This is a genomic window from Bacillus sp. NP157 (genome assembly GCA_018889975.1).
In the GTDB taxonomy this organism is placed as follows: Bacteria; Pseudomonadota; Gammaproteobacteria; order Xanthomonadales; family Rhodanobacteraceae; genus Luteibacter.
Genome location: CP076546.1, coordinates 2,724,732 through 2,737,700, shown reverse-complemented (window position 1 = coordinate 2,737,700; position 12,969 = coordinate 2,724,732). Strand labels below are relative to the sequence as shown.

General features: G+C 65.0%; 16 protein-coding genes and 4 tRNA genes. 16 read left to right on the top strand and 4 right to left on the bottom strand.

Features of this window, described 5'->3' with window-relative positions:
- Nucleotides 1–16 precede the first annotated feature (16 nt).
- The 3 genes from KPL74_12655 (at nt 17) to ychF (ending at nt 2,487) form a co-directional block, all read left to right on the top strand.
- Nucleotides 17–658 (top strand): 50S ribosomal protein L25/general stress protein Ctc, encoded by a 642-nt coding sequence (locus KPL74_12655; GenBank protein QWT18591.1) that lies wholly within the window; start codon nt 17–19, stop codon nt 656–658.
- Nucleotides 659–709: 51 nt separating this feature from the next.
- Nucleotides 710–1,288 (top strand): aminoacyl-tRNA hydrolase, encoded by a 579-nt coding sequence (gene pth, locus KPL74_12650; protein QWT18590.1) that lies wholly within the window; start codon nt 710–712, stop codon nt 1,286–1,288.
- Between the two features lie 107 nt (nt 1,289–1,395).
- Nucleotides 1,396–2,487, top strand: coding sequence for a redox-regulated ATPase YchF (ychF, locus tag KPL74_12645; GenBank protein ID QWT18589.1), 1,092 nt, complete (start codon nt 1,396–1,398; stop codon nt 2,485–2,487).
- 28 nt (nt 2,488–2,515) lie between these two features.
- Here ychF and KPL74_12640 read toward each other — a convergent pair whose 3' ends face one another.
- Nucleotides 2,516–3,484: a M14 family metallocarboxypeptidase gene (locus KPL74_12640; protein ID QWT18588.1), complete on the bottom strand. Its 969-nt coding sequence runs from the start codon at nt 3,482–3,484 to the stop codon at nt 2,516–2,518.
- Nucleotides 3,485–3,550: 66 nt separating this feature from the next.
- Here KPL74_12640 and KPL74_12635 point away from each other — a divergent pair, with 66 nt between their 5' ends.
- Nucleotides 3,551–4,018: a MarR family transcriptional regulator gene (locus KPL74_12635; GenBank protein QWT18587.1), complete on the top strand. Its 468-nt coding sequence runs from the start codon at nt 3,551–3,553 to the stop codon at nt 4,016–4,018.
- 89 nt (nt 4,019–4,107) lie between these two features.
- Here KPL74_12635 and KPL74_12630 read toward each other — a convergent pair whose 3' ends face one another.
- The 3 genes from KPL74_12630 to KPL74_12620 are packed head-to-tail and all read right to left on the bottom strand — an operon-like array spanning nt 4,108 to nt 6,804.
- The gene (locus tag KPL74_12630) at nt 4,108–4,488 is read right to left on the bottom strand and encodes an STAS domain-containing protein (GenBank protein ID QWT18586.1); all 381 of its coding nucleotides are present in this window, start codon (nt 4,486–4,488) and stop codon (nt 4,108–4,110) included.
- Entirely contained in the window at nt 4,485–4,877 is a 393-nt protein-coding gene (locus tag KPL74_12625; protein QWT18585.1) for an ATP-binding protein, read from the bottom strand. Before KPL74_12625 ends, KPL74_12630 begins: the two co-directional genes overlap by 4 nt.
- Nucleotides 4,878–4,890: 13 nt before the next feature.
- On the bottom strand, nt 4,891–6,804 hold the full coding sequence (locus KPL74_12620) for a SpoIIE family protein phosphatase (GenBank protein ID QWT18584.1): 1,914 nt from the start codon (nt 6,802–6,804) through the stop codon (nt 4,891–4,893).
- A gap of 102 nt (nt 6,805–6,906) precedes the next feature.
- Between KPL74_12620 and KPL74_12615 the strand changes: the two genes are divergently transcribed.
- From KPL74_12615 to rplL, 12 genes are all read left to right on the top strand, one after another.
- On the top strand, nt 6,907–7,392 hold the full coding sequence (locus tag KPL74_12615) for an acyl-CoA thioesterase (GenBank protein ID QWT18583.1): 486 nt from the start codon (nt 6,907–6,909) through the stop codon (nt 7,390–7,392).
- Nucleotides 7,393–7,573: 181 nt separating this feature from the next.
- Nucleotides 7,574–7,659 (top strand) — tRNA-Tyr (locus KPL74_12610).
- A gap of 17 nt (nt 7,660–7,676) precedes the next feature.
- Nucleotides 7,677–7,750: transfer RNA gene (locus KPL74_12605), tRNA-Gly, on the top strand.
- Between the two features lie 26 nt (nt 7,751–7,776).
- A tRNA-Thr gene (locus KPL74_12600) sits at nt 7,777–7,852 on the top strand.
- 64 nt (nt 7,853–7,916) lie between these two features.
- A complete protein-coding gene (gene tuf / locus KPL74_12595; protein QWT18582.1) occupies nt 7,917–9,107 on the top strand; it encodes an elongation factor Tu in 1,191 nt (396 codons plus the stop codon).
- Between the two features lie 94 nt (nt 9,108–9,201).
- Nucleotides 9,202–9,277: transfer RNA gene (locus tag KPL74_12590), tRNA-Trp, on the top strand.
- A gap of 13 nt (nt 9,278–9,290) precedes the next feature.
- A complete protein-coding gene (secE, locus tag KPL74_12585; protein ID QWT18581.1) occupies nt 9,291–9,686 on the top strand; it encodes a preprotein translocase subunit SecE in 396 nt (131 codons plus the stop codon).
- A gap of 8 nt (nt 9,687–9,694) precedes the next feature.
- The gene (gene nusG, locus KPL74_12580; protein ID QWT18580.1) at nt 9,695–10,255 is read left to right on the top strand and encodes a transcription termination/antitermination protein NusG; all 561 of its coding nucleotides are present in this window, start codon (nt 9,695–9,697) and stop codon (nt 10,253–10,255) included.
- A 194-nt stretch (nt 10,256–10,449) separates the two neighbouring features.
- Nucleotides 10,450–10,878 carry a 50S ribosomal protein L11 gene (rplK, locus tag KPL74_12575; GenBank protein ID QWT18579.1) on the top strand — a complete coding sequence of 143 codons (429 nt, stop codon included), beginning with the start codon at nt 10,450–10,452 and terminating at the stop codon, nt 10,876–10,878.
- A 3-nt stretch (nt 10,879–10,881) separates the two neighbouring features.
- Nucleotides 10,882–11,589 (top strand): 50S ribosomal protein L1, encoded by a 708-nt coding sequence (gene rplA / locus KPL74_12570; GenBank protein ID QWT18578.1) that lies wholly within the window; start codon nt 10,882–10,884, stop codon nt 11,587–11,589.
- Nucleotides 11,590–11,924: 335 nt separating this feature from the next.
- Complete coding sequence (gene rplJ / locus KPL74_12565) at nt 11,925–12,458, top strand: 50S ribosomal protein L10 (protein ID QWT18577.1); 534 nt, start codon at nt 11,925–11,927, stop codon at nt 12,456–12,458.
- A 44-nt stretch (nt 12,459–12,502) separates the two neighbouring features.
- A complete protein-coding gene (gene rplL, locus KPL74_12560) occupies nt 12,503–12,874 on the top strand; it encodes a 50S ribosomal protein L7/L12 (protein QWT18576.1) in 372 nt (123 codons plus the stop codon).
- The last annotated feature ends 95 nt before the right edge of the window (nt 12,875–12,969 follow it).

The following is a 12,969-nucleotide window of genomic DNA, read 5'->3' as shown; positions in this document are numbered from 1 at the left end:
TTGAGGCAACACCATCATGGCTACCAATCACAAGCTTTCGGCCACGAGCCGCAAGATCGAAGGGAAGGGTGCGAGCCGCCGCCTTCGTACTGCGGGCTACGTGCCGGCGATCGTTTATGGCGCGGGCGATGCCCCGCAGGCGATCCAGGTCCTCCACAACGACGTGCTGCTCGGCTCGCGTTTCGAGTCGTTCTACTCGTCGGTGATCGAACTGACCGTCGACGGCAAGACCCAGAAGGTCCTGATCAAGGACTGGCAGAAGCACCCGTTCAAGCAGCTGATGCTGCACATGGACTTCCAGCGCGTGAACGAGAACGAAGCCGTTCGCGTCGCCGTGCCGGTGCACTTCCTGAACCAGGAAAAGAGCCCGGCGGGCAAGACGGCCGGCCTGGTCATCTCGCACAACCTGACGGAAGTGACCGTTTCCTGCCTGCCGAAGGACCTGCCGGAGTTCATCGAACTCGACCTGTCCAAGCTGGCTGCCGGTGACATCGTCCACCTGTCGGACCTCAAGCTCCCGGCCGGCGTGGAAATCCCGGAACTGGGCCTGGGCAAGGAGCACGACGTTGCCGTCGTCACCGTTGCGCAGATCCAGGAAGAAGTCGATCCGACCGTCGAAGGCGCCGAAGGCGACGCCCCGACCGAAGAGAAGAAGTAATCGGCCCGCCAGCCGCGGCGCCATGCGCCGCGGCTGGCACCGTTCTGCCCGATGGCTTCCATCCGTCTTATCGTCGGCCTCGGTAACCCCGGGGCCGAATACGTCAGGACCCGGCACAACGCCGGGTTCTGGTGTGTCGACGCCCTCGCCATGGACCAGGGCGAGCGCTGGTCGTTCGATGGCAAGCTGCACGGCGAAACCTGCAAGCTGCGCATCGGCGGCGAAACGGTCTGGCTACTGAAACCAGCCACGTTCATGAACAAGAGCGGCATCGCCGTCACCTCGGCGCTGCGCTACTACAAGATCGAGCCGGAAGAGTGCCTCGTCGCCCACGACGAACTGGACCTCTCGCCCGGCACCATCCGCATGAAGTTCGACGGCGGCCACGGCGGCCAGAACGGATTGCGCGACATCATGGCCCACCTCGGCCACGGCAAGTTCCATCGCCTGCGGGTCGGCATCGGCCACCCGGGGCATCGCGACAAGGTGACGCCATGGGTCCTCGGGCGTCCCAACGCGGCAGACGAAGACGCCATCATGGCCGGCCTCGGACGTGCCTTCGACGTGCTGCCGCTGGCGCTGTCGGGGAAGTTCGACGAAGCGATGAAACGGCTGCATACGGTGACGTAAGAGCGTTCCGGGTATCGAGTTGAGAGTTACGAGCAACAGCGTAGCGACCCTCGGCCCTGGCTTTTACTCGGTACTCCCAACTCTCAACTCTCAACGGTCTCTCGCTCATGGGCATCAAATGCGGCATCGTCGGCCTGCCTAACGTCGGCAAGTCCACCCTGTTCAACGCGCTGACCAAGGCCGGCATCGCCGCGGCCAACTTCCCGTTCTGCACCATCGAGCCGAACACCGGCATCGTGCCGGTGCCGGATCCGCGCCTGGATGCGCTGTCGGCGATCGTGAAGCCGCAGAAGATCATCCCGACCACGATGGAGTTCGTCGACATCGCCGGCCTCGTCGCCGGTGCGTCGAAGGGCGAAGGCCTGGGCAACAAGTTCCTCGCGCACATCCGCGAGACCGACGCCATCGCGCACGTCGTGCGTTGCTTCGAGGATGGCAACGTCATCCACGTGGCGAACAAGGTCGACCCGATCGCCGATATCGAAACCATCGATACCGAGCTGGCGCTGGCCGACCTCGAGGCCGTGCTGAAGGCACTGGATCGCGCGACGCGCTCGGCCAAGGCCAACGACAAGGACGCGCTCGCCCGCAAGCCGGTGCTCGAGAAGCTCGCCAAGGCGCTCGACCAGGGCAAGAGCGCGCGTGCCGCCGGCCTCGACGCCGAGGAAAAGGCGCTCGTCCGCGACATGTTCCTGATCACCATGAAGCCGCTGATGTACATCGCCAACGTGGCGGAGGACGGCTTCGAGAACAACCCGCACCTCGACGCCGTGCGTGCGCGCGCCGTGGAAGAGGGTGCGGAAGTGGTGCCGGTGTGCGCGGCGATCGAGGAAGAGCTGTCGCAGATGGACGAGGCCGACCGCGTAGAATTCCTCGAGAGCATGGGCTTCGACGAGCCGGGCCTGAACCGCGTGATTCGCGCCGGCTACAAGCTGCTCGGCCTGCAGACCTACTTCACCGCCGGTGAGAAGGAAGTGCGTGCGTGGCAGGTGCGTGCGGGCTCCACCGCGCCGCAGGCCGCCGGTGTCATCCACACCGACTTCGAGCGCGGCTTCATCCGCGCCGAAACCGTCGCCTACGACGACTACATCAAGTACAAGGGCGAGCAGGGCGCGAAGGAAGCCGGTCGTCTCAGGCTGGAAGGCAAGGATTATCTCGTCAAGGAAGGCGACGTGCTGCACTTCCGATTCAACGTCTGAGGTATTTCGGTCGCGCGCAGGCGCGCTCCTACAGGGGCGTCAGCGCGTAGTCGATGGCTGCGCGTATGGCGGCTACCTGGGCGTCGTTGCACTGCCGTGGCGTCGCCCGCGGGCTGTCCGGATAGACCTCGGTGGTCGTCGTGTAGCGCGCGCCGGTCATGCCCGCGCACAGCCCCAGGTCGCGCAACGCATATTCGATCACGCCGTGCGCCACCACCGGCGAGCCGATGATGTCGCCCTGGGCGTCGGCCGGCGCGATATGCGTCACCTTCGCCACGGCCTCGATCACCGCCTGCTGGAACGCAGGCTGCGGATTCGCGCTGTCGTCCACGAGATAGAACCCGTCGGGCACCTCGCCCGGCTCGTAGTCCTTGCCATCGCGTGCGGCGAGGGCGGGCCGGAACTCCGACTCGTCCGAATCCGTGGTCTCGTGCAGGTCGATGTGCATGACGACGCGGCCGTGCAACGGGGCCAGTAGCGCGACCAACGCCGCGGCTTCGCCCGACGGGCTGCCTTCGCGGAAATTGCGGTTGGGGTCGATGGCGTCCGGATTCCAGCGGTGGATCCGCTCGTACGCCCACGGGCTGACGCACGGAACCACCAGCAGGTTGGCGCGGCCGGCGTAGTCCTGGCCATGCTCGCGAAGGAACTGCAGTGCACCGTGCACGCCGCTGGTTTCGTAGCCATGCACGCCACCGGTCACCAGCATCACGGGCAGGGCATCCTGCCAGTCGCGCGTGCGCACGGCGACCAGCGGGTAGTGCTCGTTGCCGTAATCCAGCGCGCCGTAGCCGGCCACGTCGAACGTGGTGCGCAACGCATCGATGGCCCTAAGCACATCGTCGGCATAGCTCCGCTGCTTCGCCTGCTGCGAGCGCCAGGTGGCAACGTCGGCGGGGCCCCAGGGCTGGCCTGGCGTGCCGATGGGGTAGGGCGAGGACTGGTTCATGGCGATCGACGGCGGGTAGCGGGTGATCGGCGATTCTAGCAATGGCAAGGGTCAGGTTTCCTTCGCACAATTCAATCGCTTGCAATCGATTCGGGGCGTCCCTACATTCCGCGTATGAGCAAGACATCCCTTCCCGCAGGCGTGCAGCCCCCGCGTACCCTCGACGGTCAGCTCTGCTTTGCCCTGTATTCGGCCAACCTGGCCATGGGCAAGGTGTATCGACAACTGCTCGCGAAGCTCGATCTGACGTATCCGCAGTACCTGGCCATGCTGGTGCTGTGGGAGCGCGACGGGCTTACGGTCTCGGAGCTGGGTGAGAAGCTTTTCCTCGATTCGGCCACGCTCACGCCGCTGCTGAAGCGCCTGCAGGCTGCCGGGCTGGTTGAGCGCACCCGCAGCGCGCAGGACGAGCGGCAGGTGATCGTGACGCTGAGCGACGCGGGGCGCGCCCTGCAGGAGAAGGCGGCCGACGTGCCGGTCGACCTGTTCTGCGCCATGTCGTGCGACATCGATACGCTGGCGGGGGTGAAGGCGCAGCTGGAGATGTTGCGGGGGAATCTCGTGGATAGTGGGAAGGGGTAAAGCGGTGGGGAAGGGTGGTGGGGAAGGGTAGGGCTGGGGCGGGTTGGGTCGCGCGCGGGCGCGCTCCTACAAAAAAGCCGGGGTGCGGGTTAGCTTTGGCCGGCGACGGTGCGCTGGATGTGATCGAGGTACTGGTCGAGTTCGGCGACGCTGGCGAACACTTCGGCGACCGGCACGGCCTTGACGATATCGAACACCTTGCGCACCTGCGGTTGCGGATTCACCAGCAGCGTGCGGCCGCCGCGGTCGTGCATCTGCTTGCGCAATTGCGCCATGCTGCGCAGGCCGGCGCTGCTGATGTATTCCAGCGCGGAAAGATCGAGCACGAGGGTGCCGTTGTTGTCGACCATCGGCGTGACGTCACGCATGGTCTCGTCGAAATCGACGAAGGAATTGGCATCGAGTCGCCCCTCGAGCCAGACAGTGCTGCGCTCGGGCGTGGGGCTTTCGCTGCGGACGATAAGGGTCATGGGGAACGCTCGTCAGACTGGGTGGGGTCGAAACGGATGATGACGCGATTGCCACGTGCGTCGCAGGCATATTCGAAATCGCTGGCGATGCTGCGCGCCAGGTGAAGGCCGAGGCCGCCGACCTCGCGATCGGCGATGTCGCCGGGCAGGTCGGGTGGTTCGTGGTCGAGGGGATTGAACGGTTGCGCGTCGTCGCGCAGCTCCAGGCGCACGGCGTCGGTGCGCGCTTCGAGCTTGATCTCGATGGTGCCGGCGCGCCCGTCCGGATAACCATGGCGCACGGTATTCACCAGCAGCTCTTCCAGCACGAGACGGACGTCGGCACGACACGCGTCGTCCACGTCGGCACGGTCGAGGGTGGATTCGGCGTGTTCCAGGGCCTGGAACACGTCCTCCAGTCGATTAGGAATGCACAACCGCATGCAGCCGCGCCCCCTCTACGCCGGTGTCATGCCAGGTGAGTGCGAGCAGGGCGATGTCGTCGTACGCCGGTGCACCCGCCGTGTAGGCGTCCACGTCCTCCAGCACGCGTTCCACGTACGCGCCCGGGCTGGCCCCTTCGTCGACCCGCGCCACGCTGTCGAGCAGCGCGTGCGTGCCGTACAGGCGCTGGTTGCCCGCGTGGGCCTCGCTGACGCCGTCGGTGTACATGAGCAAGGTATCGCCCCCCAGCAACGTGAGTACGCGGACAGGGTAGCGCGCTTCGCGGTCGAGGCCGAGCGCGGGGCCGGTTTCCACGTCGACGAGGATGGCACTGCCGCCGGCATGCAGCACCGGCTGCTCGTGCCCGGCGCTGGCGAGCGAGAGCAGCCCGCTTTCCGTCTCGATGACGCCGCACAGCAGGGTGACGAACATGCAGGTGTCGTTGCCCTTGCACAGCTCGCGGTTGAGCGAGCCAAGGATGTCGCTGGGCGAGCGTGCGTGGGTGGCGATGGTGCGTGCCAGCGTGATCGTCCGCGCCATGAACAGCGCGGCGGGGATGCCTTTGTCCGAGACGTCGCCGACCATGACGCAGACATGCTTCGCGCCAAGCGCGAAATACACGTACAGGTCCCCGCCGACGGCGCTGGCAGGGCGCAGCGCGGCGTGCACCTCGAGCCGGCCGTCGTCGGCCAGCCAGTGCGGTTCCGGGATCAGGGCGAGCTGGATCTGCCCGGCGATCTCCAGCTCGCTGGTCATGCGCGCCTGTTCGCGCGCGATGCGCTGCGCCGTCTCGATGTGCCCGGCCAGCTGGTGGCGCATCTGGTCGAACGAGCGGGTCAGCCGTCCGACATCGTCGTTGCGGCGCACTTCGGGAAGCTGGAAGTCGAGGTCGCCGCGTGACACGTTTTCGGCACGGTCGGCGAGCACGGAAAGCGGCGCCATCATCCGCCGGGTAATGACCAGCGTGATCACGGACACGCCGACCAGGGCCAGGAAACCCAGTAGCACGTCGACCAGGTAGGTGCGCCGCAGGTCGGCGAGCACCGCGCGCTCGGGCATGCTCAGGCCGAAGGTCCAGTGGGTGCCGCGGATCGGCACGAAATAGACCCACACCGGCTCGCTGACGCGGCCACCGTCCTCGGGAGTGATCCGTACGGGGTTCTGGTTGCGCGCGATGGCCTCCAGCAGCGGCTTGCTACCGCGCGTGCCGATGTACGAGCGCCAGTCGTGGGCGAGGAATTCGCCATTGGCGTCGGCGACGAAGGCCGAGGCGTGGTCGGGCTTGGCCAGTTCGCCGAGCAGTTGCTGGAGCCAGCCGAGGCTGATGGTGGCGTCGGCGACGCCGATCACAGGTACGTCCTTGCCGGGGATGGCCACCGAGTAGCCGATCAGCGTTTCGTTGCGGGTGGCCGAGCGAAACGGCGGCTGCCAGCAGCCGTGGTCGCAGTTCAGGCCGCGAACGAACCAGGGCGAGCTCCAGTAAGGCTCGGCGTCGGCGAGGCGATCGCCCAGGACCAGCTCGCCATCCGTTTGCCGTCGGGCGACCGGGGCGTCCTCAGGCCTGAGGTGGTTCACGTCGCGCGGGATGAAGGCGGCGCTGACGTCGACCAGCTCTGGGTTCACGGCGAGGATGTCGTGGATGACCGACGCGGCCTGGTCGCGCCGGCTGCTCAACACGCCCGCCACGACCTGGGCCACCTTGGAGACGCCATCGATCCGGCCCTGGATGCGCGTCGCAGCGGCGTCCGAGACGGCCGCGGCCTCGCGCTGGGTCTGCTGGAGCATCTGGTCGCGGGTGTGGTTGAGCAGCAGGCCGCCGGTGACCACCAGCACCAGGGCCGAACCCAGGAGCACGCCCAGGGCAAGCCGCGAGGCGACGCTGCGAAGGACCATGGGTGGCTCCAGGGGAGGGTTAGGCCGAATCTATGCCTGCCAGCCCGCCGCGACAAGCCGTCGCGGCGTCATAATGACGGCTTTCCTCAGCAAGGTAAGGGCATGCCCGGTACCCAGCGCGACGTTGAATTCCGTTTCCTTGCCCAGCCGACCGACGTGAATTTTGGTGGCAAGGTGCACGGCGGCATGGTCATGAAGTGGATCGATCAGGCGGGTTACGCCTGTGCGGTGGGCTGGAGCGGTGCGTATTGCGTCACCGTGTCGGTCAGCGGCATCCAGTTCCTGGCGCCGATCCTGATCGGTGACCTCGTGACCGTGCGCGCCCGGCTGATCCATACGGGTACCTCGAGCATGCACCTGGCCGTGGACGTCCTGGCGCGCGATCTGCGCAGTGGCGAGCCGCGGCTGGCGACGAGCTGCGTCATGGTCTTCGTCGCGATGGACAAGCCCGACGGCGGCAAGCCCACCGCCGTGCCCTCGTGGAAGCCCGTGGAGGAGCGTGACCTGCGCCTGCAGGAGTACGCGCTGAAGCTGATGGAAATGTCGCGGGCGATGGAACCGCTGGTGCAGAAGACCCGCGAAACCTGAGGCCCATCCCACCGGGATCTTCCCAGCGCTGCGCGGCGCATGTATGATGCGCGGCCCACCTTCCGGCCTCCCGTACCGGAGAGGGTGTCGGGGCGTTCCGAAACCGTCATCGCACGTGTTTTTTACGTGCGGAAGTTGTTGACAGTTTCCAGGGTGCTCGCGACAATAGGCGTTCTTTGTTGGAGGAATACCCAAGCGGCCAACGGGGGCAGACTGTAAATCTGCTGGCTTACGCCTTCGGTGGTTCGAATCCACCTTCCTCCACCAGACGAGTTCCGCGCAGTGCGGGAGTAGTTCAATGGTAGAACTTCAGCCTTCCAAGCTGATTGTGCGGGTTCGATTCCCGTCTCCCGCTCCATTGATTCTCCGCGCGCTGCGTCATGTGCTCATGTAGCTCAGTCGGTAGAGCACTTCCTTGGTAAGGAAGAGGTCGCTGGTTCGATTCCAGTCATGAGCACCACTTCGTCGTCCGCGACGGTTCCTTTTTTCTCTATTTTTATTGACTCCAGCGGAGTTTAAGGCTCATGGCAAAGGGTAAGTTCGAACGCACCAAGCCGCACGTCAACGTCGGCACCATCGGCCACGTCGATCATGGCAAGACCACGCTGACCGCCGCGCTGACCAAGGTCGGTGCCGAGCGTTTCGGTGGTGAGTTCAAGGACTACGGTTCGATCGACGCAGCGCCGGAAGAGAAGGCGCGCGGTATCACGATCTCGACCGCCCACGTGGAATACGAATCGCCGACCCGTCACTACGGTCACGTCGATTGCCCGGGCCATGCTGACTACGTCAAGAACATGATCACCGGTGCCGCCCAGATGGACGGCGCGATCCTGGTGTGCTCGGCCGCTGACGGCCCGATGCCGCAGACCCGCGAGCACATCCTGCTCTCGCGTCAGGTCGGCGTGCCGTACATCGTCGTGTTCCTGAACAAGGCCGACATGGTCGACGACGCGGAGCTCCTTGAGCTGGTCGAGATGGAAGTTCGCGAACTGCTGTCGAAGTACGAGTTCCCGGGCGACGACACCCCGATCATCTCGGGTTCGGCCCGCCTCGCCCTCGACGGCGACCAGTCCGAGATCGGCGTGCCGTCGATCATCAAGCTGGTCGACGCGCTGGACAGCTGGATCCCGCAGCCGGAGCGTGACATCGACAAGCCGTTCCTGCTCCCGGTCGAAGACGTGTTCTCGATCTCGGGTCGCGGTACCGTGCTGACCGGTCGTGTCGAGCGCGGCATCGTCAAGGTTGGCGACGCGGCCGAAGTCGTGGGTCTGAAGGCGACGCAGAACACCACCGTCACCGGTGTGGAAATGTTCCGCAAGCTGCTCGACCAGGGCCAGGCTGGCGACAACGTCGGCGTGCTGGTCCGCGGCCTGAAGCGTGAAGACGTCGAGCGTGGCCAGGTCCTGGCCAAGCCGGGCACCGTGACCCCGCACACCGAGTTCGAAGGCGAGATCTACGTCCTGTCGAAGGACGAAGGCGGCCGTCACACCCCGTTCTTCAGCAACTACCGTCCGCAGTTCTACTTCCGTACGACGGACGTGACGGGCTCCATCAAGCTGCCGGAAGGCACCGAGATGGTGATGCCGGGCGATAACGTGAAGATCTCGGTGACCCTGGGCTTCCCGATCGCCATGGACGAAGGCCTGCGCTTTGCTATCCGCGAAGGTGGCCGCACCGTCGGCGCCGGCGTCGTGGCGAAGATCGTCAAGTAATACCTCGTGAAGCCAGCCCCCTGGGGCTGGCCTCCCGCTGCGGGGCGGCCCGGTCACTGACTGGCCGCCCTCGTGGTTCAACCGTTCCATCAGTACGCCAGTAGCTCAATTGGCAGAGCAGCGGTCTCCAAAACCGCAGGTTGGGGGTTCGAGTCCCTCCTGGCGTGCCACTTTCGAGCACGCATGAACACGAAGGCACAAGAAGCCAAGGGCGCGAGCCCTGCCGACATCGGTAAGCTCCTGCTTGCCTTCATCGTGCTCGCAGCCGGCATCGCCGGCTTCTACTATTACGCCGATAACCCGAGCGTGCCGTCTTTCGCGCGCGGGCTCGGTGTCATCGTCGCCGTTGCCGCCGCCCTGGCGATCGGTGCTTTCACGGCGCCGGGTCGTAAACTGCGCGGATTCCTTTCCGAATCGCAGTTCGAGTTGCGCAAGGTCGTCTGGCCTTCGCGTGACGAAACGTTGAAGACCACCGGTATCATCATTGTGGTCGTCATCATTCTTTCGCTGCTGATGGGCCTGATCGACTGGTTGCTTAAGTCGGTTGTGCTCGATTGGCTGCTGAAGCTCGGACATTGAGGTAAGGCATGAGCAAGCGCTGGTACGTGGTTCACGCCTATTCGGGTTTCGAACAGCAGGTTCGCAAGGCCCTGACCGAACGCGTCGTGCGTGAGGGTATGGAAGAAAAGTTCGGTGAAATCCTGGTCCCGACCGAGGAAGTCATCGAGATGCGCGGCGGCCAGAAGCGCCGCAGTGAGCGCAAGTTCTTCCCGGGTTATGTCCTGGTCCAGATCGAAACCGATACCAACGGCAAGACGCCGCGAATCGACGACGAATGCTGGCACCTGGTCAAGGAAACCCCGAAGGTGATGGGCTTCATCGGCGGCACTGCCGATCGTCCGCACCCGATCCGCGACACCGAGGCCGAGGCCATCCTCAGCCGCGTGCGCGAAGGTGTCGAGAAGCCCCGTCCGAAGGTTCTCTTTGAGCCTGGCGAGATGGTTCGCGTCACCGACGGCCCGTTCAACGACTTCAACGGCGTTGTCGAGGAAGTCAACTACGAAAAGAGCCGCCTGCGCGTCGCGGTCCTCATTTTCGGTCGTTCCACCCCGGTCGAGCTCGAGTTCGGCCAGGTCGAGAAGGCCTGAGGCGGGTAACCCCCGCTTCCAGCGTCCCGGGGTTTGCTTAACCCGGGCCGAGTGCCTATAATGCCCGGTTCACGCTGGAGCTCTGTGCTCCGGTGTGTCCGTGTTTCAGGGGTTCGCAAGCGCGGTCCCCATTACTCCAGGGATGGTTCAACAGCGAGGAGCCGCAAGGCGCACGCACTCGCGAGGAAAGAAGAATGGCAAAGAAAGTCATTGGTTACATCAAGTTGCAGGTGAAGGCCGGTCAGGCCAACCCGTCGCCGCCGGTGGGCCCCGCCCTCGGCCAGCGCGGCCTGAACATCATGGAATTCTGCAAGGCGTTCAATGCCGCCACGCAGAAGCTCGAGCCGGGTCTCCCGATCCCGGTCGTGATCACGGCCTATTCGGACCGTACCTTCACCTTCATCACGAAGACCCCGCCGGCCTCGATCCTCCTCAAGAAGATCACGGGCGTGGCCAAGGGCTCGCCGAAGCCGAACACCGACAAGGTTGGCAAGGTCACCCGCGCCCAGCTCGAGGAAATCGCGAAGGCGAAGGAGCCGGATCTCACGGCTGCTGATCTGGATGCCGCCGTGCGTACGATCGCCGGCAGCGCGCGTTCCATGGGTCTGGTGGTAGAGGGTTAAGACATGGCAAAGATCACCAAGCGTATGAAGGCCGCCTCGGCCGCTGTGCAGCCGGGCAAGACCTACGGCCTCGACGAAGCCCTGAAGATCGTCAAGGACAACGCCAAGGCCAAGTTCGCCGAGTCCGTGGACGTTTCCGTCCGCCTCGGCATCGACGCCAAGAAGTCGGACCAGGGCGTCCGCGGCTCCTCGCTGCTGCCGCACGGCACCGGCAAGACCGTTCGCGTGGCTGTGTTCGTGCCCGCCGGTGAGAAGGCTGACGCCGCTCTCGCCGCCGGTGCCGACGCTGTCGGCATGGACGACCTCGCCGAGAAGATGGCGGCTGGCGACCTGAACTACGGCCGCGTCATCGCGACCCCGGACGCCATGCGCGTCGTCGGTAAGCTCGGCCAGGTGCTCGGTCCCCGCGGCCTGATGCCGAACCCGAAGGACGGCTCGGTCACCGCCGACGTCGCCACGGCCGTCAAGAACGCCAAGGCCGGCCAGGTCAAGTTCCGTAACGACAAGGGCGGCATCATCCACGCCACCATCGGCAAGGCCAGCTTCGACGCTGCCCAGCTGGCGGACAACCTGAACGCGCTGATCGGCGACCTGCTGAAGGCCAAGCCGGCGGCTGCGAAGGGTCAGTACATCCAGAAGGTGTCGCTGTCGAGCACCATGGGCGTTGGCGTGCCGGTCGATACCTCGACCGTGAACGCTTCGGCCAAGTAAGTGTTACGACCCTCGCCGGTTCGCCGGCGAGGGCACGTTTTTGAGGGCAGCCGGGTTGCAAGACCGCGGCAGCCGTCAAAGACCGCAGGCGCGGATCGCGCGCGATGGCGACGAGCAGGGAGCTCGTGTTGGCAAGGAAACGCCGTCGTCGCAAGCGGGTTCGCTTAATCGGGCCATCCAGCCCAGCCGGCGTAGATGGTGCAGCCCCTTCTGGTATTCGTTTCGAATCTGGAAAGGCCACCACCCCCGGGACATCCGTCCCCGACGTCAGGATGATGTCGCCCCAGGACCGCAAGCGGCAGGAGTCGTGAGCGGAGTTCAATTGGAGGAGTGCAATGGCTCTCAATCTGTCCCAGAAGCAAGAAGTAGTCGCCGAGCTGGCAGAAATCGCCGCGAAGGCTCACTCCCTGGTCGCCGCCGAATACGCGGGCACCACGGTCTCCCAGATGACCGCGATGCGTAAGAAGGCTCGTGAGTCGGGCGTTTTCTTGAAAGTTGTCAAGAACACGCTTGCCGCACGCGCCGTGGCCGGTACCGAATTCGAGGTCGTCAAGGACGCCCTGGTCGGTCCGCTGCTTTACGCGTTCTCGCTGGAAGAGCCCGGTGCCGCCGGGCGTGTGATCAAGGAATTCGCCAAGGCAAACGACAAGCTCGTGCCGAAGGTCGTGTCGGTGGAAGGCAAGCTCCTTCCGGCCGCGCACGTCGACGTGCTCGCGTCGCTGCCGACCCGCGAAGAAGCGCTGGCTATGCTGGCTCGCGTCCTGTCCGAACCGGCTGCGATGTTCGCACGCGCCGTCAAGGCAGTGGCCGATCAGCAGGGTGGTGGCGATGTCGCCGCAGAAGCCCCGGCTGAAGCCGAACCCGCCTAAGTTCGCCGACTTTTCTCATCGAAACTTTTAAAAGGTACGAAACAATGTCCACCCTGACCACCGAACAGATCGTCGAAGCCATCAAGGCCAAGTCCCTGATGGAAATCATGGAACTGGTGAAGTCGATCGAAGACACCTTTGGCGTCTCGGCTGCTGCCCCGGTTGCCGCTGCTGCTGCTGCCGGCCCGGCTGCTGCTGTTGAAGAGCAGACCGAGTTCGACGTGATCCTCAAGTCCGCTGGCGACAAGAAGGTCGACGTCATCAAGGCCGTCCGCGCCATCACCGGCCTGGGCCTGAAGGAAGCGAAGGACCTCACCGAAGCCGGTGGCGTCGTGAAGGAAGCTGCATCGAAGGATGACGCTGCGAAGTTCAAGAAGGACCTCGAAGCCGCTGGCGCCACGGTCGAACTCAAGTAATTGGCGCCTTGCGCGCCTTGCGTTCGATCTAGCGTCAAAGCAAGCCTGGGGGCGTAAGCCCCCGGGCTTTGCCCGTTCCAGAACACTGTGTCCTG

Excerpts from the sequence above, each read along its gene's own strand:
- KPL74_12655 (QWT18591.1), top strand. The coding sequence starts at position 17 with ATGGCTACCAATCACAAGCTTTCGGCCACGAGCCGCAAGATCGAAGGG.
- pth (QWT18590.1), top strand. The coding sequence starts at position 710 with ATGGCTTCCATCCGTCTTATCGTCGGCCTCGGTAACCCCGGGGCCGAA.
- ychF (QWT18589.1), top strand. The coding sequence starts at position 1,396 with ATGGGCATCAAATGCGGCATCGTCGGCCTGCCTAACGTCGGCAAGTCC.
- KPL74_12635 (QWT18587.1), top strand. The coding sequence starts at position 3,551 with ATGAGCAAGACATCCCTTCCCGCAGGCGTGCAGCCCCCGCGTACCCTC.
- KPL74_12630 (QWT18586.1), bottom strand. The coding sequence starts at position 4,488 with ATGACCCTTATCGTCCGCAGCGAAAGCCCCACGCCCGAGCGCAGCACT.
- KPL74_12620 (QWT18584.1), bottom strand. The coding sequence starts at position 6,804 with ATGGTCCTTCGCAGCGTCGCCTCGCGGCTTGCCCTGGGCGTGCTCCTG.
- KPL74_12615 (QWT18583.1), top strand. The coding sequence starts at position 6,907 with ATGCCCGGTACCCAGCGCGACGTTGAATTCCGTTTCCTTGCCCAGCCG.
- tuf (QWT18582.1), top strand. The coding sequence starts at position 7,917 with ATGGCAAAGGGTAAGTTCGAACGCACCAAGCCGCACGTCAACGTCGGC.
- secE (QWT18581.1), top strand. The coding sequence starts at position 9,291 with ATGAACACGAAGGCACAAGAAGCCAAGGGCGCGAGCCCTGCCGACATC.
- nusG (QWT18580.1), top strand. The coding sequence starts at position 9,695 with ATGAGCAAGCGCTGGTACGTGGTTCACGCCTATTCGGGTTTCGAACAG.
- rplK (QWT18579.1), top strand. The coding sequence starts at position 10,450 with ATGGCAAAGAAAGTCATTGGTTACATCAAGTTGCAGGTGAAGGCCGGT.
- rplA (QWT18578.1), top strand. The coding sequence starts at position 10,882 with ATGGCAAAGATCACCAAGCGTATGAAGGCCGCCTCGGCCGCTGTGCAG.
- rplJ (QWT18577.1), top strand. The coding sequence starts at position 11,925 with ATGGCTCTCAATCTGTCCCAGAAGCAAGAAGTAGTCGCCGAGCTGGCA.
- rplL (QWT18576.1), top strand. The coding sequence starts at position 12,503 with ATGTCCACCCTGACCACCGAACAGATCGTCGAAGCCATCAAGGCCAAG.